At 47.3% G+C, this 25,160-nt stretch carries 22 protein-coding genes, 1 tRNA gene and 1 pseudogene; 19 read left to right on the forward strand and 5 right to left on the reverse strand.

The window, feature by feature from the left end:
• Both ICN11_RS10700 and ICN11_RS02100 read right to left on the reverse strand, forming a co-directional pair.
• Positions 1–849 (reverse strand): annotated as a pseudogene (locus ICN11_RS10700) (helix-turn-helix domain-containing protein); the annotation flags it as partial.
• A 90-nt stretch (positions 850–939) separates the two neighbouring features.
• The gene (locus ICN11_RS02100) at positions 940–1,641 is read right to left on the reverse strand and encodes a Bax inhibitor-1 family protein (protein WP_216228935.1); all 702 of its coding nucleotides are present in this window, start codon (positions 1,639–1,641) and stop codon (positions 940–942) included.
• 294 nt (positions 1,642–1,935) lie between these two features.
• Here ICN11_RS02100 and ndk point away from each other — a divergent pair, with 294 nt between their 5' ends.
• The 15 genes from ndk to ICN11_RS02175 all read left to right on the forward strand — a co-directional run bounded on the left by ndk (position 1,936) and on the right by ICN11_RS02175 (position 19,037).
• Entirely contained in the window at positions 1,936–2,361 is a 426-nt protein-coding gene (gene ndk / locus ICN11_RS02105) for a nucleoside-diphosphate kinase (protein WP_015421250.1), read from the forward strand.
• 91 nt (positions 2,362–2,452) lie between these two features.
• Positions 2,453–3,646: a 23S rRNA (adenine(2503)-C(2))-methyltransferase RlmN gene (gene rlmN / locus ICN11_RS02110; protein WP_216228936.1), complete on the forward strand. Its 1,194-nt coding sequence runs from the start codon at positions 2,453–2,455 to the stop codon at positions 3,644–3,646.
• Positions 3,647–3,664: 18 nt separating this feature from the next.
• The gene (gene ispG / locus ICN11_RS02115) at positions 3,665–4,933 is read left to right on the forward strand and encodes a flavodoxin-dependent (E)-4-hydroxy-3-methylbut-2-enyl-diphosphate synthase (RefSeq protein ID WP_216228937.1); all 1,269 of its coding nucleotides are present in this window, start codon (positions 3,665–3,667) and stop codon (positions 4,931–4,933) included.
• Positions 4,934–4,991: 58 nt separating this feature from the next.
• Positions 4,992–6,329 (forward strand): histidine--tRNA ligase, encoded by a 1,338-nt coding sequence (gene hisS / locus ICN11_RS02120; RefSeq protein ID WP_216228938.1) that lies wholly within the window; start codon positions 4,992–4,994, stop codon positions 6,327–6,329.
• A gap of 47 nt (positions 6,330–6,376) precedes the next feature.
• Complete coding sequence (locus ICN11_RS02125; protein ID WP_216228939.1) at positions 6,377–7,036, forward strand: tetratricopeptide repeat protein; 660 nt, start codon at positions 6,377–6,379, stop codon at positions 7,034–7,036.
• The gene (gene bamB, locus ICN11_RS02130; protein WP_216228940.1) at positions 7,036–8,190 is read left to right on the forward strand and encodes an outer membrane protein assembly factor BamB; all 1,155 of its coding nucleotides are present in this window, start codon (positions 7,036–7,038) and stop codon (positions 8,188–8,190) included. Before ICN11_RS02125 ends, bamB begins: the two co-directional genes overlap by 1 nt.
• Positions 8,187–9,551 (forward strand): ribosome biogenesis GTPase Der, encoded by a 1,365-nt coding sequence (der, locus tag ICN11_RS02135; RefSeq protein WP_216228941.1) that lies wholly within the window; start codon positions 8,187–8,189, stop codon positions 9,549–9,551. The genes bamB and der overlap by 4 nt, the downstream gene beginning before the upstream one ends.
• A 186-nt stretch (positions 9,552–9,737) precedes the next feature.
• A complete protein-coding gene (gene hfq, locus ICN11_RS02140) occupies positions 9,738–9,980 on the forward strand; it encodes an RNA chaperone Hfq (protein WP_114653200.1) in 243 nt (80 codons plus the stop codon).
• Entirely contained in the window at positions 9,940–11,214 is a 1,275-nt protein-coding gene (hflX, locus tag ICN11_RS02145; RefSeq protein WP_370623586.1) for a GTPase HflX, read from the forward strand. The genes hfq and hflX overlap by 41 nt, the downstream gene beginning before the upstream one ends.
• Positions 11,207–12,715 (forward strand): FtsH protease activity modulator HflK, encoded by a 1,509-nt coding sequence (gene hflK / locus ICN11_RS02150; RefSeq protein ID WP_216228942.1) that lies wholly within the window; start codon positions 11,207–11,209, stop codon positions 12,713–12,715. The genes hflX and hflK overlap by 8 nt, the downstream gene beginning before the upstream one ends.
• On the forward strand, positions 12,715–13,587 hold the full coding sequence (gene hflC / locus ICN11_RS02155; RefSeq protein WP_216228943.1) for a protease modulator HflC: 873 nt from the start codon (positions 12,715–12,717) through the stop codon (positions 13,585–13,587). The genes hflK and hflC overlap by 1 nt, the downstream gene beginning before the upstream one ends.
• 18 nt (positions 13,588–13,605) lie before the next feature.
• A complete protein-coding gene (locus ICN11_RS02160; protein ID WP_216228944.1) occupies positions 13,606–14,769 on the forward strand; it encodes an ATP phosphoribosyltransferase regulatory subunit in 1,164 nt (387 codons plus the stop codon).
• 51 nt (positions 14,770–14,820) lie between these two features.
• A complete protein-coding gene (locus ICN11_RS02165; protein ID WP_216228945.1) occupies positions 14,821–16,161 on the forward strand; it encodes an adenylosuccinate synthase in 1,341 nt (446 codons plus the stop codon).
• A gap of 62 nt (positions 16,162–16,223) precedes the next feature.
• The gene (locus ICN11_RS02170) at positions 16,224–18,437 is read left to right on the forward strand and encodes a malate synthase G (protein WP_216228946.1); all 2,214 of its coding nucleotides are present in this window, start codon (positions 16,224–16,226) and stop codon (positions 18,435–18,437) included.
• Positions 18,438–18,530: 93 nt separating this feature from the next.
• On the forward strand, positions 18,531–19,037 hold the full coding sequence (locus tag ICN11_RS02175) for a hypothetical protein (protein WP_216228947.1): 507 nt from the start codon (positions 18,531–18,533) through the stop codon (positions 19,035–19,037).
• Positions 19,038–19,132: 95 nt separating this feature from the next.
• Here ICN11_RS02175 and ICN11_RS02180 read toward each other — a convergent pair whose 3' ends face one another.
• Positions 19,133–19,288, reverse strand: a complete 156-nt coding sequence (locus ICN11_RS02180) for a hypothetical protein (RefSeq protein WP_216133433.1) — start codon at positions 19,286–19,288, stop codon at positions 19,133–19,135.
• A gap of 73 nt (positions 19,289–19,361) precedes the next feature.
• The gene (locus ICN11_RS02185; RefSeq protein WP_216228948.1) at positions 19,362–19,856 is read right to left on the reverse strand and encodes a hypothetical protein; all 495 of its coding nucleotides are present in this window, start codon (positions 19,854–19,856) and stop codon (positions 19,362–19,364) included.
• Positions 19,857–19,940: 84 nt separating this feature from the next.
• Between ICN11_RS02185 and ICN11_RS02190 the strand changes: the two genes are divergently transcribed.
• Genes ICN11_RS02190 through ICN11_RS02200 form a run of 3 tightly spaced genes read left to right on the forward strand, consistent with a single transcriptional unit; the run spans position 19,941 to position 22,436 of the window.
• A complete protein-coding gene (locus tag ICN11_RS02190) occupies positions 19,941–21,170 on the forward strand; it encodes an MFS transporter (RefSeq protein WP_255539858.1) in 1,230 nt (409 codons plus the stop codon).
• A 30-nt stretch (positions 21,171–21,200) separates the two neighbouring features.
• Positions 21,201–21,887: a dienelactone hydrolase family protein gene (locus tag ICN11_RS02195; protein WP_216228949.1), complete on the forward strand. Its 687-nt coding sequence runs from the start codon at positions 21,201–21,203 to the stop codon at positions 21,885–21,887.
• A 51-nt stretch (positions 21,888–21,938) separates the two neighbouring features.
• Positions 21,939–22,436 carry a hypothetical protein gene (locus tag ICN11_RS02200; RefSeq protein ID WP_216228950.1) on the forward strand — a complete coding sequence of 166 codons (498 nt, stop codon included), beginning with the start codon at positions 21,939–21,941 and terminating at the stop codon, positions 22,434–22,436.
• Between the two features lie 54 nt (positions 22,437–22,490).
• On the opposite strand, the gene ICN11_RS02205 is transcribed toward ICN11_RS02200, so the two are convergent.
• Positions 22,491–22,577, reverse strand: a tRNA-Leu gene (locus ICN11_RS02205).
• Positions 22,578–22,720: 143 nt separating this feature from the next.
• Here ICN11_RS02205 and rnr point away from each other — a divergent pair.
• Entirely contained in the window at positions 22,721–25,132 is a 2,412-nt protein-coding gene (rnr, locus tag ICN11_RS02210) for a ribonuclease R (protein ID WP_216228951.1), read from the forward strand.
• Positions 25,133–25,160 lie beyond the last annotated feature (28 nt).

A 25,160-nucleotide genomic window follows, 5' to 3' on the forward strand; every position in this document is an offset into this window, starting at 1 on the left:
CTAATAGGTTTGGGGCTGCCTTACCCACAGACCCTTTGTAAGACTGGTAGCGTTTAGGGCGCACCGTTGATTTAAGGCCGAGGTGCCCCATCAGTTTTTGTACGGTTTTGGGGTTGAGGTAACACTGTTGATTGCTTAACTCCAAATGGACTCGTCGATAGCCATAACGACCTTTGTGGCGCTGGTAGATCACTTGGATCTGGGTCTTTGTTGCAAGATGAGGATCGGCCTGCTTGCTTAGCCCTAGCTGGTAGTAATAAACACTTCTCGCCATATTGGCTACTGCCAATATGGTCTGTAAAGGGTATTGCTGCCTTAACTCAGTAATTACTTGGACTTGTTCTTGTTTGCCAAGTGCTTTTGCTGGGCTAAGGCTTCGAGCTTTTTTAGGTAATCAGTCTCCACTCGGCGGTACTCGAGCTCTTGCATGAGCTCTTGCGGAGTCATTTGGGTGACTGGCTTATTGGTGGGGGTAAATGGTTTGAAGGGTTTTGACATCGGTGGCCGTCCCTTGGGCTTGGGTTCTAGGGCTGTAATACCACCTTCATTGTAGAGGCGTTGCCAAAGACTAATCGTGCTGGGGGCTGGCACATTAAACCGGGCTGCGGCTTGATTGATGGAGAGTTGGTCTTGTTGCATAGACTGGAGCACAGATACCTTAAAGGTGTCGGGGTAATGTGTGTAAGTCTTGATTAAGCTCTTTTGACCATGAGCTTTATAGGCATGAACCCATTTTTGAATATAGGTGTGTTTAACGCCGTAGCGATCTCCGACTGCTTTAAAACCACCCTTACCGGAGAGGTAATGCTGAATAACTTCTAGCTTGAACTCTTTGCTGTATTTGGACATGAGACTGACCCCCTTGAGTTGGATTTGGTGTCCAACTTTTGTGGGTCAGTTCACGCAAGGTGCCTTTTCTGTCGAAGCTGGGAATAAGACTTAGTCTCTGTCGCCACCCACAATGCCCAAAAGTGCGAGCAAGTTGGTGAAGACGTTATAGACATCCAGGTAGATAGCTAAAGTAGCCATGATGTAGTTGGTCTCGCCACCATTGATGATGCGTTGTACATCAACCAAGATGAATGCTGAGAAGATCGCGATTGCTAAAACCATCACAGTCAACATCAAAGCGGGTAACTGCAACCAGATGTTGGCCAATGAAGCCACGATCAAGAGCAGTACACCAACCATCAACCATTTGCCCATGCCTGAAAAATCACTCTTGCTCACAGTAGCAATCGTTGCCATCACAGCAAAAATTGCACCTGTGCCGCCAAAAGCCAGCATGATTAAGGTAGCGCCATTGCTGTAGCTATTGAGTGTGTAGCCCACCAGGCCGGACATCATGATGCCCATAAAGAAGGTGAAGCCTAAAAGCAGCAGAACACCAGCGCCGGTGTCTTTGTTTTTCTCAATTGCCCAGAAGAAGCCAAAGGCGATTGCCATAAAGACGATGAAACCCATAAACGGGCTGCTCGCCATGAAGTTAAGCCTAAATGCAACGCCAAGCCATGCGCCAATGACAGTAGGGACCATTGAGAGCGCCAAAAGGGCGTAGGTATTGCGTAGTACACGGTTGCGTACTTGTGGGGTGCTAATCGAGCCTGTTTGCCCAAAGCCGTAAGAGTTCAGATCACTCATATTGACTCCTTTTTCATAGTTAATACACGAGCCCACGAGGGGCTGTTGACAGTAAGTATAGACAAAATGGGGTAATTTCAAGCCCCCCATGAAAAGAACTACAACTTAAAGGGTTATGCCCTGTAAATTCAATGGCTTAGCCACGCCCAGATCAGGGTAAATACGGTCAGGCGATGTATAATTCGGGGGTCGCTGAATTCCTGGCGCGTTGTAGGAAATGGGGCAGAAGTTCACCCTGAGTCCAAATTGGCGCTAATTTCAGCAAAATCTTTGAAATCACTATTGGAGTTTTACATGGCTATCGAACGCACCCTTTCAATTATCAAACCTGATGCTGTTGCAAAAAACGTAATCGGCAAGATCTATGACCGTTTCGAATCTGCTGGTTTGAAGATTGTTGCGTCCAGAATGGCGCATTTGTCACAAGCTGAAGCTGAGCAGTTCTACGCTGTGCACGCTGCACGTCCTTTCTTTAAAGATTTGGTGAGCTTCATGATTTCTGGTCCTGTAATGATTCAGGTATTAGAAGGCGAAGGCGCAATTGCTAAGAACCGTGACTTGATGGGCGCTACTGATCCTAAGAAAGCTGATGCTGGCACTATTCGTGCTGACTTCGCTGACAGCATCGATGCAAACGCTGTTCATGGCTCTGATGCTCCTGAAACTGCTGCCGTTGAAGTTGCATTCTTCTTCGCCGGTATGAACGTTTTCAATCGTTAATTCACGATTGCTAACGAACAACCTATTTAATACATAAGTAGGCGCATTGACCTCCCCGCGCGTAAATCTCTTAGATTTTGACGCTGACCAAATGGCAGCGTATGTCGCGGGGTTGAATGAAAAGCCCTTTAGGGCGAAGCAGCTCATGCAGTGGATACACCAGCGTGGTGTATCTGACATTAACGACATGAGTGATTTGGCCAAAAGCTTTAGGGCAACATTGCTCGATAAAGCGGAAGTACTTTCCCTCCCAGTCATTAAAGATGAGCATGCAGCAGATGGCACCCGCAAGTGGCTGCTGGACGTTGGTGCAGGTAATGCTGTGGAATCTGTGTTTATTCCTGAAGATGATCGCGGCACTCTGTGCATCTCATCTCAGGCTGGGTGTGCAGTTAATTGCCGTTTTTGCTCAACAGGGCATCAAGGCTTCTCACGCAATCTCACTGCTGGTGAAATCATTGGGCAACTCTGGTTTGCAGAGCATTTGCTCCGTACTGATCCGAATGCCGTTCGCCGTATTGAGAAATACCCAACACCGGGCTGGGAACACACCGGTCGCGTGATCTCGAATGTGGTCTTGATGGGCATGGGTGAGCCTTTGCTCAACTATGACAACGTTGTTACTGCTTTGCGTTTAATGCTCGATGACAGGGCCTATGGTTTATCACGTCGCCGTGTGACCGTATCGACTTCTGGCGTTGTGCCGATGATTGATCGCCTGGCGCAAGATTGCCCAGTGGCATTGGCAGTGTCATTGCATGCGCCGAATGACAAACTGCGTGATCAACTTGTCCCACTAAACCAAAAATATCCTTTAAGAGAATTGCTGGCTGCGTGCGAACGGTATTTGCCTTTTGCCCCAAGGGATTTCTTAACCTTTGAATACTGCATGCTCGATGGTGTGAATGACTCTGACATTCAGGCAAAAGAGTTGGTGCGCTTATTGGCGAACATCAAGTGCAAGATCAATCTCATTCCATTTAATCCATTCCCAGAATCTGGATTGAAGCGTTCAACAGCGCAACGTGTGCACGCCTTCGCGAGCATCTTGTTAGATGCTGGCATGGTGGCTACGGTTCGCAAAACCCGTGGTGATGATATTGCTGCTGCCTGTGGCCAGTTGGCGGGTGATGTAGTTGATCGCACTAGAGTGCGTGAGCGTGCGGTACATGACAAAAAAATAGAACATGATTTAGAAGATGATGCTCAAGAGCTCGAAGATGAGGAAGAGCAAGAGTATCAAGCCGAGCACCCAGTGCAGTGGCTCAAAAGATTAGACGACTGATTTCACAATACAAGTCCAATGAGTAATTCATCTCACAATCTTCCAAAGCTGCCTTTAGGCCCATCGCCTAAGAGGGCTACTCGTCAGGCAACCGTTGCCTGGAAAACCAACATCATTACGATTGGTGGCGATGCACCAGTACGCGTCCAATCCATGACTAATACTGATACTGCAGATGCAGTCGGTACCGCAATACAAGTTAAAGAGTTGGCACGTGCTGGCTCAGAGATGGTACGTATTACGGTGGACACGCCAGCTGCAGCTGAAGCAGTGCCCTATATCCGTGAGCAGCTAGACAAGATGGACGTTTTGGTCCCATTGATTGGCGACTTCCATTACAACGGCCACACTTTATTAAATGACTACCCAGAGTGCGCCAAAGCTTTATCTAAGTACCGCATCAATCCGGGTAATGTAGGCAAGGGCGCAAAGCGCGATCCGCAATTTGCACAAATGATCGAGGCCGCTTGTAAATATGACAAGCCGATTCGGATTGGTGTGAACTGGGGCAGCTTAGACCAAGACTTGCTTGCTAGCATTATGGATAGCAATGCGGCCTTGCCTGTTCCGAAGACTGCGCAAGAAGTGATGATTGAGGCATTGATTCAATCCGCATTGCAGTCTGCAGAAAAGGCTGTGGAGTTCGGCATGAACCCCAATCAAATTTTGCTGTCTTGCAAAGTCAGCAATGTGCAAGATTTAGTAGCTGTGTATCGCGATCTATCACGTCGTTCTGATTACCCATTGCATTTGGGTCTTACAGAAGCAGGCATGGGCAGTAAAGGCATCGTATCTTCAACGGCGGCAATGGGCATCTTGTTGCAAGAGGGTATTGGTGACACGATTCGGGTTTCTTTAACGCCTGATCCTGGCGCGCCACGCGAGAACGAAATTATCGTTGCCCAAGAGATTTTGCAAACCATGGGATTGCGTAATTTCACACCGATGGTAATTGCTTGTCCTGGCTGCGGCAGAACGACAAGTACAACTTTCCAAGAATTGGCTGCCAACATTCAGTCATATCTGCGTCAACAAATGCCAGTCTGGAAAAAAACCCACCCTGGTGTAGAGGCAATGAATGTCGCCGTCATGGGCTGCATCGTGAATGGCCCGGGCGAAAGTAAGCACGCTAATATTGGCATCTCATTACCCGGCACTGGCGAGACTCCGGCTGCCCCCGTCTTTGTGGATGGCGTCAAAGTAAAGACTTTGCGTGGCGAGAACATTGCTCAAGAGTTTCAGGTGATTGTGGATGAGTACGTGAATCAGAATTACGCACCGAAATAAATTAAGTAAAAAAAAGAACAACAAATAAGAACGACAAAGAAGAACTGAAGCGCACATCATGACTGACCAGGCTAAACAAGCTAATCCAGCTAAAATACAAAAGATCCAAAAAATTAATGGCGTTCGCGGCATGAATGATCTCTTGCCGGCTGATGCTGCGCAGTGGACACATTTAGACCATGTCTTACGTGATCTCACTCGTGCCTATGGCTATGAGTTCTTGCGTACTCCGATTGTGGAAGCGACTGCAGTGTTTCAACGTGGCATTGGTGAAGTAACCGATATCGTTGAAAAAGAAATGTATTCCTTTGAGGACCGTCTGAATGGCGAGCAACTCACATTGCGCCCAGAAGGTACTGCCGCTGTAGTTCGTGCTGTTGTTGAGAACAATCTTCTCTATGAAGGACCAAAGCGTCTTTGGTACACGGGACCAATGTTCCGCCATGAGCGTCCACAACGTGGTCGCTATCGCCAGTTCCATCAATTTGGTATTGAGGCAATGGGCTTTGCTGGCCCCGATATTGATGCTGAAATCATTTTGATGGGTCAACGCCTATGGGATGAACTGGGTCTGAAGGGTGTGCGTCTAGAAATTAATTCTTTAGGACAAGCTCCGGAGCGTGCTGAGCATCGCGCTGCTTTAGTAACGTACTTCGAGAAAAATAAAGAGCAGCTCGATGAGGATTCCCAGCGTCGCTTGCTAACCAATCCATTGCGTATCTTGGATTCTAAAAATCCAGCAATGCAGGATTTGATTGAAGGCGCGCCAAAGTTATTGGATTTCTTGGGTGAAGAGTCACTCAAACATTTCGACGCAGTTCAGGTATTGCTCAAGGCAAATAACATTCCTTGCAAGATCAACCCCCGCTTAGTTCGTGGTTTGGATTATTACAACCTGACTGTTTTTGAGTGGATTACCGAAGAGTTAGGTGCCCAGGGCACCATCGCTGGTGGCGGTCGTTATGACCCCTTGATCGAGCGCATGGGTGGTAAAGCTGCTCCAGCTTGCGGTTGGGCCATGGGCATGGAACGTGTTTTGGAGTTGATGAAGGTTTCTGGATCCTTGCCAGAACCGCAAGCTCAGTGCGATGCCTTTGTCATTCATCAGGGTGGCGAAACCTTGACTGCCGCCATGATCATTGCCGAGCGCCTGCGTAACGCCGGTATCGATGTTGTCCTCTTTTGCCCTCCAGATGGCCAAACTGCCAGCTTTAAGTCGCAAATGAAGAAGGCGGATGCGAGTGGGGCAGCCTATGCAGTCATTATTGGACCGGATGAATTGGCTAAAAATGAGGCTCAGCTTAAGGATTTGCGTAGTAGCGGTGAACAAAAGCCTGTAGCGCTTGATAGCGTTGTGGAGGCTGTAATTGATGCCATAGTTGGCGCCACCGAATAGAATTAAGACATTAACATTAAAAACTGCATTTATTAGCTTGGATTGACATGCCTTTAGACCTAGAAGAACAAGAACAAGTAGATCAACTTAAAGCATTCTGGCAAAAGTATCGCAACCTGATTACCGGTGTTGTTACTGCAGCTTTATTTGCCTATGCAGCCTATAGCGGATACCAATGGTGGCGCACTAGCCAGGCCGCAGCTGCGTCTCAGTTATACGAGACCATGGTTACTGCGATTAACAAAGGTGATAAAGATCAAACTTTACGTGCTGCCGATGATTTGCAAAAGCAGTTTTCCAGCACGCCGTATGCGGCAATGTCCAGCTTAGTCGCTGCGAGAATTGCATCTGATGCGGGTGACTCAGCAAAAGCTATGGATTATTTGCGTTGGGCTGCTAAGAATTCTTCAGACCAGGGTTATTTAGCTTTGGCTAAATTACGTTTGATAGCGCAGCTGATAGAGCTGGGCACTGAAAAAGATTTTGCAGAAGCGGATGCCATGCTGAAAGACAAGCCTGTCGCAGGCTTCGAGGCATTGTGGTTAGAGCGTCGTGGCGATTGGTATTTAGCTCAAAAGAATACTGTGGATGCGCGTAAGAGTTATGAAGCTGCATGGAAGCAGCTGAATGATGCAAAAGAATTCCCTGAAGAGGCACGTCGTCTCTTGAAGGTTAAATTGGATGCCGTCGGAGGAGTAGCTCAGTGATGATGGATTGCAAACGTGTAGCAAAACTAGCAAGTACAACCCTTGTATTGGGTTCTGTAGTGCTGGCCTTAACAGCTTGTTCTGGTGGCTCACGTGTACGCAAGCCTGCCGAGCTCGTCCCGGTTACTAATCAATTTGACTTAACTCCCGTATGGACCACCAGCGTAGGATCATCTGAGTCATTTAACTTTCATCCTGCGGTAGCTGGTGATGCGGTCTACGCCGCTTCGCATCGCGGCAATCTCGCTAAGATTGATTTGCGTACCGGTGCAAAAGTTTGGGAAGTATCAGTACCGGATCGCTTATCTATCGGCCCTGGATCTGATGGGCGAACTACTGCTGTAGTCACCACCAAAGGTACTGTTTACGCATATGACGATACTGGCAAGCCCATCTGGAATGTCAGCGTTGGTAGCGAAGTCTTGTCTGAACCAGTGGTTGCTGGTGGAGTGGTCATCATCCGCACTTTAGATAATCGCTTTGTTGGTCTTGATGCTCAGACTGGTGTTCGTAAGTGGACTTATCAACGTCAACAATCGGCACTGTCATTGCGTGTAGGCTACGGCATGCTTGCCATTGGCAATGAAGTCATTGTTACTGGATTTGCTGGTGGTCGTTTTGGCATGATTGCGATTGCCAATGGTGGTTTAGTTTGGGAGACTCCAGTTTCATTTCCAAAAGGCTTCTCTGAAATTGAGCGCCTCAATGATGTGACCGCTAAGCCCAGTATGGAGGGCGAAATTATTTGCGCCGTTTCCTATCAAGGTCGTGTGGGTTGCGGCCAAGCGCGCACTGGAAACCTTTTATGGTTCAAAGACTATTCAAGCTTTACCGGTACAGCACAAAGTCCTGATCTAGTTTTCTCATCCAATGAAAAATCGAATGTCACTGCGTTTGCAGTCAAGGATGGCTCGCAAGTTTGGGAAAACACACAGCTGACATTTAGAGATGTTGGTGAGCCGATGGCGGTTGGTAAAGTGTTACTCGTAGGTGATGCACAGGGTTATGTACATGCACTTGCACAAGCGAATGGTGAAATGCTGGCACGCATTCGTCATGACAGTAGTCCAATCACAGCCGCACCGATTGCGGTGAATGGCCTCATCTTGATTCAATCTCAAGGTGGCAAACTAGCGGCGTACAGTCCAAAATGAATCCAGTAATCACTATTGTCGGTCGTCCTAACGTTGGAAAATCGACGCTCTTTAACCGCTTAACGCGTTCACGTGATGCCTTGGTTGCTGACTTCTCGGGTTTAACTCGCGATCGTCACTACGGCAAAGGTCGTATTGGTGAGCGTGCCTTTATTTGCGTAGACACTGGCGGTTTTGAGCCAGTAGCCAAGACCGGCATCGTTGCCGAGATGGCCAAGCAAACCAAGCAAGCTGTCGCCGAATCCGACATCATTATTTTCTTGGTGGATGGCCGTTTGGGTATGGCGCCACAAGACCGTGTGATTGCTGATTTCTTGCGCAAGACCGGCAGACCAGTCATCCTAGCGGTGAATAAAACTGAAGGTATGCAAGCTGGCGTTGTCACTGCAGACTTCCATGAGCTGGGTCTTGGAGAACCGTTCCCGATTTCATCAGCGCATGGTGATGGTGTGCGTGGCTTGATCGATGATGCTTTGGATTCATTAGGTATTCCAGAACCTGAACCAGAAGAATTAGACAACGATCCTAATCGCCCAATGAAGATTGCGGTAGTAGGTCGTCCTAACGTTGGTAAATCCACTTTGATCAATAAATTGATCGGTGAAGAGCGTGTGATTGCATTTGACATGCCAGGAACAACACGCGACGCGATTGAAGTTCCTTTTGAGCGTAACGGCAAGCCTTACATCCTGATCGATACTGCGGGCCTGCGTCGTCGTGGCAAAGTATTTGAGGCAATTGAGAAGTTCTCCGTTGTTAAAACATTGCAAGCGATTGCCGATTGCAATGTGGTGATCTTGATGCTCGATGCCCAACAGGATATTTCAGAGCAAGATGCACATATCGCTGGCTTTATTGTGGAAGCAGGGCGTGCACTAGTTGTGGCTGTCAATAAATGGGATGGTTTGGATGCCTACGTTAAAGAGCGTGCGCGTTTAGAGATTGCCCAAAAACTACGCTTCCTCGACTTTGCAAACGTACATCCAATCTCAGCCAAAAAAGGCACCGGCCTCAAAGAGCTGTTTAAAGATGTAGACCTTGCCTACGCTGCAGCGATGGCGAAATTACCAACACCTAAACTCACCCGTATTTTGCAAGAGGCCATTGAGCATCAGCAGCCTAAGCGCGTGGGTATGGGTCGTCCAAAATTACGCTATGCCCACCAAGGTGGTATGAACCCTCCGATTGTGGTGATTCATGGAACCTCATTGAGCGGTGTTACTGATAGCTATAAACGCTACTTGGAAGGTCGTTTTAGAGAGGTCTTCAAGTTACGCGGTACCCCATTGCGCATTCAGATGAATACAGCCAAAAACCCCTATGTTGATGCGGACAAAGGCAAAAAAGGCAAAAAGAAGTAAAAATAGCGTTGTGGCTTTAATTGTGTTTGAACTATGTTTTAGACGGAGGGGCTTGATTTTTGAATATCAGACCCCTTATGTTGGAGGTAGACAGCAGCAGTAAGTAGCAGTAGGCAGTAGATTGATTAATAAAAAAGCAAGACTCCCAAAAATAGAAGCAGCAAATAAAAACCATTAAGGAGCAGTATGAATAACAGCAAAATCCAATTGCTACAGGATCCCTTCCTCAATGCCTTGCGCAAAGAGCATGTTCCTGTCTCCATCTATCTTGTTAACGGCATCAAGCTGCAAGGCAATATTGAATCTTTTGATCAATACGTAGTCCTTTTGCGCAATACCGTGACCCAGATGGTTTACAAACACGCCATTTCCACGATCGTTCCCGCTCGTGCAGTGGAGTTCCGTACGGAAGAAGTTAGCTCTGTATAAAACAGGTGTAGATGCGGCGCGTGCCGTTCTAGTAGGCGTCGATACAGGCCGCGAGGATTTTGCGGACAGCATGGCAGAGCTCAGCCTTTTGGCTGACAGTGCCGGCTCTATACCTACAGCTAGCGTGATTGCCCGCAAGGGCAAAACTGACCCCGCTTTGTTCATTGGCTCAGGCAAGGCTAATGAAGTCAAAAAAGTGATGGAAGAGCAAGGTGCCGAATTGGTCATCTTTAACCATCCACTATCGCCAACACAGCAACGCAATCTCGAGCGCCACATTGGCTTTCATGTCATGGACCGTACGGGCCTGATTTTGGATATCTTTAGTCAAAGAGCGCAAAGTCATATTGGTAAAACTCAGGTTGAGCTGGCTCAAGTGCGCTATCGCATGTCTCGTTTAGTGCGCGCTTGGAGTCACTTGGAGCGTCAACGAGGCGGTATCGGTGTACGTGGTGGCCCTGGTGAAACCCAGATGGAGCTCGATCGACGGATGCTGGCAACCAAGGCCAAGCGCCTAGAAACTGAGCTTGAGAAGCTCCAACGCCAGCAAAGAACCCAAAGAAGGGCACGTAACCGCAAGGACGTCTTTTCAGTATCCCTGGTTGGCTATACCAATGCTGGTAAGTCCACATTGTTTAATTCCCTCACAAAAGCAGGGACATATGCCGCAGATCAGCTATTTGCGACCCTGGATACCACCTCCCGAAAGGTCCATTTAGATGGTGTAGGGTCCATTGTGGTCTCGGATACGGTTGGATTTATCCGCGAATTACCCCACCAATTAGTAGAGGCATTTAGGGCCACCTTGGACGAAACCATCCATGCGGACCTGATTTTGCACGTGATTGACGCCTGTAGTCCGGTTGCCAGGGAGCAAAAGGCTGAAGTAGAGGCTGTTTTACGGGAAATTGGTGCAGATGACATCCCCCGTATTGAGGTGATGAACAAGATTGACCAGATGCCCCAGACCTTTACGGAGGGTGCAGTCCTGGTCCGCGATTCCGAGGGAATTCCGAGCCAGGTTTTCCTCTCTGCCAAGACTGGCCTAGGCCTGGATTTATTGCGTTCAGCACTCGCCGAATGCTCTCAAATGACTGATAGAATAAGGGTCGAGCAGAATCGTGCCAAAGTCCAAATGGACCCAGACGAGTTTTTAGCTCCTTTACCCGAACGACCAGAGACTTCTGAATTTAACCCGATTCCCAACCGAAAATATTCACCAAACGATGCGTAAATTTCTTGAGCTGTTTTCGGTCAATGATCCAGGCTGGGGCAATAGTCACCCAGGCAGTGGATCTAAAGATGCCAAGGGTGGGCAGGGTAGCGAACAATCTCCTCAGGCTGAACCGAGCAATTCAGATGCTGAAAAGCCGGTAGAGGTTCAGCCAAATAAGCAGCCAGCCAAGCCAGATGGCCCTCCAGATTTAGATGAATTGTGGCGTGATTTCAATGACCGCCTCAGCGGTATTTTTGGCGGCAAGAAAAAACCTGGCACAACATCAAGCAAACCTACTAACAAACCGAATAGCACTGACATTCCACCGCCATCTCAGCGCGGTAATGGTGGTGGTAACAATGGCGGTAATGGTGGTGGCGGTATGAGTGCACCTAATTTCAATTTCAGCAATCCATTTGGTTCTAAAGCTACAGTCTTACTAGCTGCTGGTGGCGTGCTCTTAGTTTGGATCTTTAGTGGCTTCTTCATTATTCAAGAAGGCCAAGCTGGGGTGATCTCTACCTTCGGTAAATACGATTACACCGCTAAGCCGGGTATTAACTGGCGCATGCCTTGGCCAATTCAATCTCAAGAGACGGTTAATTTGTCTGGCGTGCGTTCTGTAGAAGTGGGCCGCCCAACATTAATTAAGGCGACCAATCAAAAAGATTCTTCGATGTTGACCGAAGACGAAAACATTATTGATGTGCGCTTTGCCGTTCAATACAGATTAAAAGACCCTACTGATTATTTATTTAATAATCGCGATCCTGATGCCACAGTGGTTCAAGCAGCAGAGACCTCCGTTCGTGAAATCGTTGCTCGTAGCAAGATGGATACCGTCTTGTATGAGGGGCGCGAGAAGATTGGTGTTGATCTCGCAAACTCGATTCAGAAAATCTTGGACAGTTATAAGACTGGTATTTACGTTACTAGCGTGACCGTTCAAAACGTTCAGCCGCCAGAGCAAGTGCAAGCTGCGTTTGATGATGCTGTAAAAGCAGGACAAGACCAAGAGCGTTTAAAGAGCGAAGGTCAGGCTTATGCAAACGATATTATTCCGCGCGCCAAAGGTACGGCAGCGCGTTTGATTCAAGAGGCTGAGGGTTACAAGGCACGTGTAGTGGCTACGGCTGAAGGTGATGCCGCCCGCTTTAAACAAGTGTTTGTAGAGTATGCAAAAGCGCCTGGCGTGACGCGGGATCGTATGTATATCGACAGCATGCGCGAGATGTATAACAACGTCACCAAAGTTTTGGTGGACACGACTAAAAACAATAGCCTCTTGTATCTTCCGCTGGATAAGTTGGTCGCTCAAGTGAGCATGGAGAGTACTCAAGTAGCAACGGGCCAGACGCCTGCAACTACACCAACTGGATCTGTCACAGTGGGTGGGGCAACAGGCAATCCTGCGGCACCAGTCGCAAGCTCTCCTAGTGTTGTCACTCCGAGTTCTGGATCTGCAAATGCTGCTGATAAACGTGATGGCTTACGTAGTCGTGATCGGGAGGCAAGATAATGAACGCAAATCGTCTCCTAGCTGGCATTGCTGGATTAATTGCTCTTGCCTATGTTCTAGCTTCCAGCATTTTTATTGTCGATCAACGCAACTTTGCTGTTGTCTTTGCTTTTGGTCAGATCGTTCGTGTAATCGAGCAACCTGGCTTGCAAATCAAATATCCAGCGCCATTCGAAAGCGTGCGTTTCTTTGATCGCCGTATTCTCACAATTGATAACCCTGAGGCAGAGCGTTTTATTACTGCCGAGAAGAAGAATCTCTTAGTGGATTCGTATGTGAAATGGCGCATTGTTGATCCACGTAAATTCTTCATCAGCTTCAAGGGTGATGAGCGTTTGGCGCAAGATCGCTTAACTCAATTGGTCCGCTCTGCCTTGAATGAAGAGTTCACCAAACGGACTGTACGTGAGTTGATTTCTGATCAGCGTGAGCAAGTTATGCAAGGTATACGCAAGAAGGTGGCTGATGACGCTTCAGATATCGGCGTAGAAATTGTGGATGTCCGACTCAAGCGCGTAGATTTACTTGCTGAGATTAGTGATTCCGTTTATCGCCGCATGGAAGCGGAGCGCAAACGCGTTGCCAATGAGCTCCGTTCTACTGGCGCAGCAGAATCAGACAAGATTCGAGCAAACGCCGAGCGTCAACGTGACACGATTTTGGCTGAGGCTTATCGTGATGCACAAAAGATTAAAGGTTCAGGCGATGCAAAGGCCACCGCACTTTATGCGGAAGCGTTTGGTCGCGATCCACAGTTTGCACAGTTCTATCAGAGTCTTGAGGCTTACCGCAGCTCCTTCAAAGATAAGAAGGATGTCATGGTGGTTGAGCCTAATGGCGAGTTCTTCAAGTTCTTGCACAAAAAAAATTGAAAGTGAATATTTCAGATCATGAATCGTTGGTTACTTCCTGAAGATATTGCTGATGTTTTACCAGCTGAGGCTCGTAAGGTAGAGTCTCTGCGTCGTGCCATTCTGGATTTGTATGAGTCCTATGGCTATGAGCTGGTTGCCCCTCCGATTCTGGAGTTCTTAGATTCCTTGCTAACGGGCACTGGTTCAGATCTCAATTTGCAAACATTCAAATTGGTTGATCAATTATCTGGTCGTACATTGGGTCTGCGTGCGGATATGACCCCACAGGTTGCTCGCATTGATGCCCATTTACTGAATCGCAAAGGTGTAACCCGTCTTTGCTACGCAGGTTCTATTGCACACGCTCGTACCCCAGTAGGCAGTTCTGCTCGTGAAGAATTGCAACTTGGCGCCGAAATTTACGGCTGCGCAAGTTGGGAAGCGGATTTTGAAGCGGTCTCCCTGTTATTGCAGACATTAAGTGTTGCTGGCTTGAACAAGGTTTATCTAGACCTGTCTCATGCTGGCGTGCTTGCTGGAATTCTGGATGGACAAAGTCTTGAGAAGGGTGATATCGAGGCACTCTATAGCTTGCTACAGAGTAAAGATCGACCACGCTTGGCTATTTGGGCTAAATGCTTGCCGACTAAATCTGCTGAAGCTTTAATGGCTCTTACAGAGTTGAATGGACCATGCGCTAAAGTATTAGCTGACGCTAAAAAGGCTTTGCCAAAACACAAGTTGATTGATGAGGCCTTGGCTCAATTAGAAAAGCTTGCTGCTGCAATTGCGGCCTTGCCTAATCAGGTTGAACTCAGTATTGATTTGGCTGATTTGCGCGGATATCAATATCACAGCGGTGTGATGTTTGCGGCGTATGTTGATAAGTTGCCACAACCAATAGCACGTGGTGGTAGATACGATCATGTTGGCCAAGCATTTGGACGTCCTCGTCCTGCTACTGGCTTTTCAATGGATTTATTGACTCTCACCAATCTTGCGCCTACAGCACCAAGAAAGCCCGCCATCGTAGCGCCTTGGATTGTGGATGCAAGCCTGGCTAGCAAGATTGCTGAATTGCGCAATGCAGGTGAAGTAGTCATTCAAGCAATGGATGGTGACGCTGTAGAAACCGCTGAATATATTTGTGATCGTGAGCTGGTAAGGCAGGGCAGCTTATGGGAACTAAAGAAGAAATAACCCGCTTTATTAATAACGTACTAATTCTGTAATTACCTTTTGGATTTCATTATGTCTTCAAAGCAACAAGCTCATGGTCGTAACGTCGTTGTCATTGGCACCCAGTGGGGTGACGAGGGCAAGGGCAAAGTGGTGGATTGGTTAACTGACCATGCTCAAGCGGTCGTGCGTTTTCAGGGCGGACATAATGCTGGTCATACTTTGATCATTGGCGACAAGAAAACGATCCTGCGCTTGATCCCATCTGGAATCATGCATAAGAACGTGATTTGCTACATCGGTAATGGTGTCGTACTTTCTCCAGAAGCACTCTTTAAAGAAATTGGTGAGCTAGAAGCCGCAGGATTGGATGTTCAATCCCGTTTGAAGATTTCTGAAGCAACCACATTAATTCTTCCGTATCACGTAGCGATTGACCATGCGCGTGAGAAAAAACGTGGCAATGCCAAGATTGGTACTACTGGCCGCGGTATTGGACCAGCCTATGAAGATAAGGTCGCACGTCGCGCCTTACGTGTACAAGATTTGTTTTATCCAGAAAAGTTTGCCGCTCAATTGCGTGAGAACTTGGAATATCACAACTTCATGCTCACAAACTACTACGGTGCTGAGCCAGTTGATTTCCAAAAGACTTTAGAAGAAGCTATGTCTTATGCGGCACGCATTAAGCCAATGGTAGTTGATGTCTCTAGCGCTTTATATGCTGCAGAGCAGGCTGGTCAAAATTTATTATTCGAAGGTGCACAAGGAACTTTGCTCGATATCGATCATGGTACCTATCCTTACGTCACTTCAAGCAACTGCGTAGCCGGTAATGCGGCTGCAGGATCAGGCGTTGGCCCAGATTCATTGCAATACATCTTGGGTATCACTAAAGCCTATTGCACACGCGTTGGTGCGGGCCCATTCCCAAGCGAGTTGTATGACTTTGATAACCCAGCCAAGCAAGACCCAGTTGGCGTTCGTTTGGCTGAAGTGGGTAAAGAGTTTGGCTCTGTTACTGGTCGTCCGCGCCGCACTGGGTGGTTAGATGCTGCTGCATTGAAGCGCTCTATTCAGATCAACGGCCTTTCTGGCTTATGCATCACTAAGCTTGATGTCTTGGATGGCTTTGAGACTATTCGTCTTTGCGTTGGTTACACCCTTGATGGTCAGAAATTAGATGTATTACCGCGTGGCGCTGAAGCTGTCGCGCGCTGTGAGCCGATTTATGAGGATTTCCCAGGTTGGAAGGGAACTACTTTTGGTATTCGTGAATGGGACAAACTCCCAATAGAGGCACAGAAGTTCCTGCGTCGTATCGAAGAAGTTGCGGGAAAGCCGATCGCTATGGTCTCAACAGGACCTGAACGTGATGAAACGATTCTTCTGCAACATCCATTCAAGGGTTAATAAGATATTTTCTTAATTAGCTTTTGTAAATTTAATTTATATATTTGTTTTGGGGTTTATAGATGACTGCACGTACACAATGTAATAGCCTACAAGTGGCTACACCGTTATATCGTTTCATTGAAGATAAAGTGTTACCTGGTACAGGTATTAAAAGCGCTGACTTTTGGAAAGGTTTTGACGAAATCGTTAAAGACCTAGGTCCAAAGAACGAAGCTTTATTGGCTAAGCGCGATCGCTTGCAATTGGATTTGGATAAGTGGCACCAAGCTAATCCTGGCCCAATCAAAGATATGCCTGCTTATCGCAAGCATCTTAAAGAAATCGGTTACTTAGATGAAGTGCCAGGAAAAGTTCTAGGTACTACTAAGAATGTTGATGATGAATTGGCCCTTCAAGCTGGCCCTCAATTGGTGGTTCCAGTTCTCAATGCGCGCTATGCATTAAATGCTGCTAATGCACGTTGGGGCTCTTTGTATGACGCTCTCTACGGTACAGACGTGATCTCTGAAGATGACGGCGCTACTAAAGCTGGTGGTTATAACCCGATTCGTGGTGCTAAGGTTGTAGCCTTTGCTCGCCAATTTTTAGATCAATCTGCACCGCTGGCCAAAGGTTCGCATGCAGATGCTACCGCCTACACAGTGGATGGCAATAAATTAGTTGTTAGCTTGAAGGATGGCAGCAAAACAGGTCTGACTGATGAAAAGCAGTTTGTTGGTTATCAAGGCAACGCTTCTGCACCTTCCTCAGTACTATTGCGTAATAACGGCGTACACATTGATATTGAAATCGATAAGAGCAAAACAATTGGTGCTAGCGATGCTGCCGGTGTAAACGATGTTGTACTCGAAGCTGCTCTCTCTACCATTTTGGATTTGGAAGATTCAATTGCTGCGGTTGATGGCGATGACAAAGTTGTTGCTTATGAAAACTGGCTAGGTATTCTCAAGGGTACATTGGTAGAAGAAGTGAGCAAGGGTGGCAAAACCTTTACTCGCACATTAAATCCAGATCGTAAATACACTGCCGGCATTGGCGCTGTTGATGCTAAAGACGGCGTTGTGACTTTGCATGGCCGCTCTTTGCTATTCCTCCGTAACGTTGGTCACTTGATGACTAACCCAGCGATCATCACTGGCGACGGTAAAGAAATCTACGAAGGTATCTTGGATGCAGTAGTGACTGTATTGATCGCCTTGCATGACATTAACCGTCCTGCAACTCAGGCAATCGGCAATACACGTAAAGGCTCTGTTTATATCGTTAAGCCAAAAATGCATAGCCCTGAAGAAGTTGCCTTTGCTGGTGAACTCTTTGGCCGTGTTGAGAAATTGCTTGGCTTGCCAGCAGACACTGTAAAGCTTGGCATCATGGATGAAGAGCGTCGCATGAGCGCCAATATTAAGGCAGCGATTGCTGCAGCAGGTGCGCGCGTTGCCTTTATTAATACCGGCTTCCTTGATCGCACTGGCGATGAAATGCATACAGCAATGCATGCAGGTCCAATGATGCGCAAAGGCGATATGAAGACCAGCAAGTGGTTATCTGCTTACGAGCGTCGTAACGTTTTGGCTGGTTTGGATTGTGGCTTACGTGGCCGTGCGCAAATCGGCAAGGGAATGTGGGCAATGCCGGATTTGATGAAGGCCATGCTTGAGCAGAAGATTGTTCATCCTAAAGCGGGTGCAAATACTGCTTGGGTTCCGTCACCAACAGCGGCAACACTACATGCTTTGCACTACCATCAAGTTAACGTAGCGCAATTGCAAAAAGAGATGGAGCAGTTAGATACTGCTGCTGAAGCTGAAGCCCTGATTGATGATTTGTTGACCATTCCAGTAGTTGAAAAAGCAAACTGGTCTAAGGAAGAGATTCAGCAAGAATTGGATAACAATTGCCAAGGTATCTTGGGTTATGTAGTTCGCTGGATTGATCAAGGTGTTGGTTGCTCTAAGGTGCCTGATATCCATAACGTAGGCTTGATGGAGGACCGCGCCACATTGCGTATTTCAAGTCAGCATATTGCTAACTGGTTATTGCACGGTATCGTGACTGAGGCTCAAGTGAATGAGACTATGCAGCGCATGGCTAAAGTAGTTGATGGTCAAAATGCTGGCGATGCTTTGTACAAGCCAATGATGCCGAACTACAAAGACTCTTATGCCTATAAAGCAGCCAGCGATCTGATTTTCAAAGGTCTAGAGCAGCCGAATGGTTATACCGAGCCTTTACTTCATGCATGGCGCTTGGAAGTGAAGAAAGCCCACGCTTAATTTCTAGCGCTTTGCTCTCAATTGAAATGGATTTGTCGCGAGGCAAGTCCATTTTTCTTTTGCTCGAAACTTACCTAATCTCTCAGCAACTCCATGTTTAGCTTTTTAAATCCGTTTACTAGACTGAATAATGCTCGTGGCCAGGCGCTAGGGTTTCAGCTGAATGATGGGGGTAGAGAGGCTGCAGGCTTTAAGGGAGGGGCAGGTGACTGCGTGGTTCGCGCCATCGCCATCGCTGCTCAATTGCCTTACATGCAGGTCTATGAAGATCTGCGTGCCGCTAATGCAGCCTATGCAGAGCAAAGAAACGATAAGTTAGCTCGTAAGCTCAATACTAAGGGTGCCTCACCTCGTAATGGCAATCATCGCAATGTCTTTCATGACTATATTCTGGGTCATGGCTTTGATTGGGTTCCTACAATGAAGGTTGGGGCTGGTTGCCAAGTGCACATGTTGGCCAATGAGCTGCCCTCAGGCAGGCTAATTGTGAAGGTTTCCAAGCACTTAAGTGCGGTAATTGATGGGGTCATTGAAGATACACATAACCCGTCTCGGGGTGGTTCACGCTGTGTATATGGGTACTACATTAAGCGCGTATAACTAGAGCTGCAAAAGAAAAAGCCTCCGAAAAATCAGAGGCTTATTTCTTAAAACTGACCATAAATGGCCTAAAACAGGACTAAATCAGCAATAAATTACCAATTTCCGCTAGTTTTACGTGATTTCTGTTCCATTACTTTAGCTTCGCTAAATGCAGCTACCAACAAGGCAAAGAAGTCTTTAATTGCGAACAAAGGCTTAAAGCTAAAAGCGGGTGCCTGGTGAAACTGAACTGAGTTTGAATGTGCCATGGTGAGCTCCTTAAGGGTTAACCCTAATGATACACCTGATCATCATAGATTGCAGATATTTAGACCATATCACTTAATAAACATCAGTGTGTCGATACTTTTGGTCCCAAGCATTCTTATAGGCCGTGGTCATGCCAATCATGATGGAGGTAGTCCATGCCAATGAAAATAGACCGCTGAAAGAGATGAAAAATGCAAATGTCTTCCAGCCATCCAGCAAGGTATCGGATTCAAAGCCTACAGTGGTGTAGCAGCTACCTGCAAAGAGAATTGCAGGAACCGGTGATTTCATAATGCCGAGCCCAATGATGTAAGCCGCCCAAAATAGGATTTCTAGCAGGTGGAACATGGCTAAAAATACGAAGGTGGCATAAAAGTGAAAGAAGACGCGGTTGTATTGGTGCGCCGCTAGATTTTGACGGGTGAGGCGCTCAAAACGCATATAGACGTGGTTGATGGCGCTGCCATGAAAGATCAGAATACTGATAAGGCAAACAATTCCCCAGGCGCTATCTCTCACGAGGAGTAGGAATGGAAAATCGGAGAAAGCGGTAATGACGTTGTTCATGAGTGCTCTTAAGGTAAAGGGCGCAGGCAGTGATTTCTGTGTGGGTTGATAATGTCACATCTCTAATTTCATGTAAAGAAACCCTTGACCGAGCATCACATGCCAGGTGGAAAGAGCAAAGAGCGCTTTTTCTTATTCTCTCTGGCCGGAATTCAGTTCACCCATATCCTGGACTTCATGATCATGATGCCTTTAGGCCCCGAATTTATTCGAGAGCTCAATATCAATACGCATGAGTTTGGCCTATTACTCTCTTCCTATACTTTTTCCGCAGCCATTGCCGGTGTCTTCGCTACGTATTTCGTAGACCGCTTTGAGAGAAGGGTGCTCCTTCTCAGTCTTTATGTCTGCTTCATTATTGCCACCTTAGTTTGTGGTTTAGCCCCTGATTACCATTCGCTATTTATTGCCCGCGCATTTGCAGGAGCATTTGGTGGCATCTTGGGTTCACTGGTTCAAACCATCATTGCGGATTCCATTCCATTCGAACGCAGAGGCAAGGCTTTGGGTACAGTCATGTCGGCATTCTCTGTATCGACAGTAGCTGGCGTTCCCTTAAGTTTATTTTTGGCCAATAACATTCCATCCTTGGGATGGCGTGCGCCATTTATCTTTATCGCTTTGATATCGAGCTTCATCCTGTATTTAGGCTATCGCAATATTCCCAAGATCTCTGGGCACTTGGGGCATTCTCATGAGGGCAGTCGCCTCAGCCAAATCTGGAATATCTTTGTTGCTCATCAGCATCTGCGTGCATTTATTTTTATGGCGCTGATTATGTTGACTGGGTTTTCCGTGATTCCTTATATAGCCCTCTACCTCACATCCAATGTGGGAATTGATAACTCCTATATTTCTTTAATTTATCTTTGTGGCGGTATAGCCACCCTCATGAGTTCTCGCATCATTGGTCATATGGCCGATCGTTATGGCAAGGTCAAAGTATTTAGAGTGCTTGCGGTGATTAGCCTTGTTCCCTTGCTAGTGACAACCAATCTCATGCCGGTGCCGCTGTGGGTGGTGCTGATTAACTCCACCGCATTTTTTGTCTTGGTTTCCGGTCGCATGATTCCAGCGATGGCCATAGTGAGCCAAGTAGTAGAGGCCAAGATTCGGGGAACCTTTATGAGTCTCGTAGGCTCAGTGCAGATGCTGGCCTCAGGTCTAGCCTCTGTTATCGCTGGTGTAGTGGTCACCATTGGCGCTGATGGGAAAATGGATCACTACAACCTGGTTGGCTATGGAGCAGCGCTGTGTGGCTTGCTTACCTTCTGGTTGGTGGGCTATATTCATACCGATAAACAGGCACGCTAAGCACAATTCATTTTCTATAGAGAGATTGACATGATTACATTTCAAAGACCGGACGGCGCTTCAGTTGGAGCTTATTTAGTTGAGCCTACTAATCCAAAAAATGCTCCTGGCGTAGTGGTGATCCAGGAATGGTGGGGACTTGATGATGAAATTAAAAATGTCGCCAATCGTTTAGCAAAAGCGGGATACCGCGCTTTGGTTCCGGATCTCTATCGTGGCAAACTTGCTCTCGAGGCAAATGAAGCCGAGCACCTCATGAATGATCTTAATTTTGGTGATGCTGCTAGTCAAGATATCCGTGGTGCTGTTCAGTACCTTAAATCAACTGGTAGCGATAAAGTGGCTGTCACAGGATTCTGTATGGGTGGTGCGCTGACGGTTTTATCTGCCGGTCTTGTTCCTGAGTCTGATGGAACGGTGGTTTGGTACGGATATCCTCCATTAGAGTATGTTGATGCAACTGCCATATCAAAGCCGATGCTGGCGCACTGGGCTCTTCATGATGATTTCTTCTCTATCGCTGGCGTCGACCAATTAGAGGAAAAGCTTAAATCTGCCGGGGTGACGTATGATTTTCAGCGCTATGACGCTAAGCATGCATTTGCTAATCCAAAGTCGGATTCAAGAGGTTTGCCGCCATTGCAGTACAACCCGGCCGCTGCTGATTTGGCCTGGGATCGCACGATGACTTTTCTAAACAATGCACTCAATAATTAACCAGCTACCAAATACTCTTACCGAATCACTTCACCTTTTTCTTTGCTTATCATGCATCTTTTCGCCGAAAACCTCGCTGTTGAACTTTCTTCTTATTACCGCAACCTTGCCTTAGGGCATGGAGTGATTCCCAAGGTCTTTACCTTGGTAAATGGGCGGGGGGATCAGTACCTCTTTTTCATTGATGACCTGCGCATGAGCAAAGAGGAAGAAGATCAATTTTTAGCCTATATCGTTCAAGAGCATGAGGCAGTTTGCTATGCACGAGGAACTTTAGTTATTCTGGAAAAATCTCAGCAGTTGATTGAGTTTGCGGTAATCGATCAGGATGATGCTGAAGCTATTGTGTGCTCAGCCCAATTAACGCGAGATATTGACGATAAGCCAGTTGGGCTGACTGAGTTTGAAAAGACCTTGGCTCCCAAAAAGACGATTTTCTTTAGCGGCCTCTTTGAGTCTATCAAGCTATCGGAAGACAGGGCAGAAGAGTTTGAAAGTCTCTGGGATGAAATGAAGCCCAAGATTTTGCATCGAACGATGGGAATCTAATCGCCTATTGAAAATGGGCTGTTTAGTCCCCATATAGGTCTTTGTAGGTGTATTTGGTGCCCAGGAAGGGACTCGAACCCCCACAACCTTACGATCGCCAGCACCTGAAGCTGGTGCGTCTACCAATTTCGCCACCTGGGCATGCCGTTATTATAAAGGTATGCGCCGTTTGGCCCACTTTCCAACCCCTTTTGGCTTTTCCCCTTCAGACTTGGTGGTTTGATACAGTAGCCTAAGCAAGAATAATCATTGATATATAAGGCATGTATTGCCGAAGGAATTAAATGCGTAAAGCAAAAAACTTGGTGCCACGAGAGGCTGACCGCTTAGGTGCAGTCCAAGGTCACCGAGATGGATTTGGATTCGTAATCCCGGATGACGGTGGTGAAGATATTTTTCTTTCTGAAAGAGAAATGTCCCGCGTCATGCACGGCGATAGAGTCAATGTCAGAGTTTTAGGAACAGATCGCCGCGGTCGCCCAGAAGGTCAGATCGTCGATGTGGTTTTGCACGCCAATAAAGTCGTTATTGGGCGTCTCTTAAATGAGAATGGTGTTTTGATTGTTGCGCCGGAAGATAAACGTATCGGTCACGATATTTTGATTCCACCAAAAGGTCAGGGCAATGCCAAATTAGGTCAAGTGGTGAGTGTCGAGATCATCGACTATCCAGATAGTTATAGACAAGCCGTTGGTCGCGTTGTTGAAGTGTTGGGTGAGATTGATGATCCCGGCATGGAAATTGAAATCGCCGTACGTAAATATGGCGTTCCCCATGAGTTTTCAGCAGCAGTCAAAAAAGAAGCAGATGCATTGCCTGACACCGTGCAGCAATCTGACCTTGAAGGTAGAGTGGATTTACGCGATGTTCCTTTGGTTACTATTGATGGTGCCGATGCCCGTGACTTTGATGATGCGGTGTATTGCGAGCCAGTCATGTACGGCAAGAGCAAGGCTTGGCGCCTGATCGTAGCGATTGCTGACGTATCCCATTACGTCAAGCCAGGGCAGCCTTTGGATGATGAAGGCCTCCTGCGCGCAACCTCAGTGTATTTCCCGAGACGGGTAATACCAATGCTGCCAGAGAAGATCTCTAATGGTCTTTGCTCATTAAACCCTGGGGTTGATCGTCTGTGTATGGTGTGTGACTCTGTTGTGGATAACAACGGGGTAGTGCTTGCGTATCAGTTCTATCCAGCGGTCATGCATTCTGCGCAGCGTTTTACATACGATACGGTGTGGGAAATTCTTTCCAACAGCAAGGGTCCTGAGGCAACACGTTTTGCTGAGTTCAGACCCTTACTGACCAACCTCTATTCCTTGTACAAAATTCTATTAGACGCCCGTCAAAAGCGTGGCGCTATCGAATTTGAAACGACTGAAACCCAAATCATCAGTAATGAGCTAGGTAAGATTCTGCGTATTGAGCCGCGTTTACGTAATGATGCGCATCGCCTGATCGAAGAGTGTATGTTGACGGCCAACGTTTGCGCCGCTGACTTTATTGATAAGAATAAGCACCTCAGTTTGTATCGCGTTCACGCTGAACCCTCTGAAGAAAAATTAGTTACCTTGCGCCAAGTTTTGCGCACCTCTGGCTTGTCCTTGGGTGGCGGTGAAAAGCCCAAACCAAAAGACTATGCCAAGTTGATGCGTGAAATTAAAGAGCGTCCTGATGCCAACATGCTTCAGTCGGTTGTTTTGCGCTCTATGCAGCAGGCGATGTATCAACCAGATAACGAAGGCCACTTTGGTCTTGCCTATCCTGCGTACTCGCATTTCACGAGCCCGATTCGACGCTATCCAGACCTTTTGACGCATCGAGTGATTAAGGCGATCTTGGCTAAAAAGCCATATACGCCTGTTCTGCCACCAAAAGTGCCACTTAACCTCACGCTGCCACGTAAGGGCAAAGGTCGTGAGAATGCAGTCAATGCTAAAAAATCTCATAGCGATGCAAAAGAGGCTGCCGCCAATGGCACGCGTTTACCTAAATTACCCAAAGGCGCTAATGCCGCATTGCCTATCTGGGGTCAATTAGGGGTTCATTGCTCATCTAATGAGCGCCGTGCTGATGAAGCATCTCGCGACGTTGAGGCTTGGCTCAAGTGCTACTACATGCGCGACCATCTAGGCCAGGAATACGCCGGCACAGTGACTGGTGTGGCATCTTTTGGTTTATTTATTCAGCTGGAAAACCTCTTTGTTGAAGGCATGGTTCATGTCACCGAATTGGGTGGTGATTACTTCCAGTATGACGAAGCTCGCCAAGAACTCCGCGGTGAGAGAACGGGTATTCGTTATCGCTTAGGCGATCGTGTACATGTTTTAGTCAGTCGTGTTGATCTGGACGCTCGCAAGATTGAATTTAGTCTCGTGAAGTCCGTTGGTCTAGAGCCTGGCGGTACTACAAATCGTCGTCAGATTGTTTTGGCTAGCGACACAGGTAGACCAAATAAAAAGGCTGCTCCTAAAAAGGGTCGCCCTGGCAGTAAAGAGCCGCAAAAGCATTCCGGTATTAATGTGAATGCCGCTAAGTCTGCTGGTAATCTTGGTGCCAATCAGTCGAAGAATCAAGCTGGACGAACAGCAAGTAAAGTCGCCAAGTCTGGCAAAGCCGGTAAGCCTTCTAGGTCAACTGGCAAGCCTGCTGGCACAAAGCCACCTGTTCGTAGCACTAAAGCGCGTCGTAAATAATTAGCAATACAGAATCGAGATAAGTAAA

It is taken from the genome of Polynucleobacter sp. 78F-HAINBA (assembly GCF_018882325.1).
Classification (GTDB): domain Bacteria; phylum Pseudomonadota; class Gammaproteobacteria; order Burkholderiales; family Burkholderiaceae; genus Polynucleobacter.

Coding starts and splice junctions, on each gene's coding strand:
- ICN11_RS02125 (WP_216228939.1), top strand. CDS start 6,377: ATGCCTTTAGACCTAGAAGAACAAGAACAAGTAGATCAACTTAAAGCA.
- hisS (WP_216228938.1), top strand. CDS start 4,992: ATGACTGACCAGGCTAAACAAGCTAATCCAGCTAAAATACAAAAGATC.
- rlmN (WP_216228936.1), top strand. CDS start 2,453: ATGGCAGCGTATGTCGCGGGGTTGAATGAAAAGCCCTTTAGGGCGAAG.
- hflK (WP_216228942.1), top strand. CDS start 11,207: ATGCGTAAATTTCTTGAGCTGTTTTCGGTCAATGATCCAGGCTGGGGC.
- ICN11_RS02170 (WP_216228946.1), top strand. CDS start 16,224: ATGACTGCACGTACACAATGTAATAGCCTACAAGTGGCTACACCGTTA.
- ICN11_RS02160 (WP_216228944.1), top strand. CDS start 13,606: ATGAATCGTTGGTTACTTCCTGAAGATATTGCTGATGTTTTACCAGCT.
- hfq (WP_114653200.1), top strand. CDS start 9,738: ATGAATAACAGCAAAATCCAATTGCTACAGGATCCCTTCCTCAATGCC.
- ICN11_RS02180 (WP_216133433.1), bottom strand. CDS start 19,288: ATGGCACATTCAAACTCAGTTCAGTTTCACCAGGCACCCGCTTTTAGC.
- ndk (WP_015421250.1), top strand. CDS start 1,936: ATGGCTATCGAACGCACCCTTTCAATTATCAAACCTGATGCTGTTGCA.
- ICN11_RS02165 (WP_216228945.1), top strand. CDS start 14,821: ATGTCTTCAAAGCAACAAGCTCATGGTCGTAACGTCGTTGTCATTGGC.
- ICN11_RS02100 (WP_216228935.1), bottom strand. CDS start 1,641: ATGAGTGATCTGAACTCTTACGGCTTTGGGCAAACAGGCTCGATTAGC.
- hflC (WP_216228943.1), top strand. CDS start 12,715: ATGAACGCAAATCGTCTCCTAGCTGGCATTGCTGGATTAATTGCTCTT.
- der (WP_216228941.1), top strand. CDS start 8,187: ATGAATCCAGTAATCACTATTGTCGGTCGTCCTAACGTTGGAAAATCG.
- ICN11_RS02175 (WP_216228947.1), top strand. CDS start 18,531: ATGTTTAGCTTTTTAAATCCGTTTACTAGACTGAATAATGCTCGTGGC.
- ispG (WP_216228937.1), top strand. CDS start 3,665: ATGAGTAATTCATCTCACAATCTTCCAAAGCTGCCTTTAGGCCCATCG.
- ICN11_RS02195 (WP_216228949.1), top strand. CDS start 21,201: ATGATTACATTTCAAAGACCGGACGGCGCTTCAGTTGGAGCTTATTTA.
- rnr (WP_216228951.1), top strand. CDS start 22,721: ATGCGTAAAGCAAAAAACTTGGTGCCACGAGAGGCTGACCGCTTAGGT.
- bamB (WP_216228940.1), top strand. CDS start 7,036: ATGATGGATTGCAAACGTGTAGCAAAACTAGCAAGTACAACCCTTGTA.
- ICN11_RS02185 (WP_216228948.1), bottom strand. CDS start 19,856: ATGAACAACGTCATTACCGCTTTCTCCGATTTTCCATTCCTACTCCTC.
- ICN11_RS02200 (WP_216228950.1), top strand. CDS start 21,939: ATGCATCTTTTCGCCGAAAACCTCGCTGTTGAACTTTCTTCTTATTAC.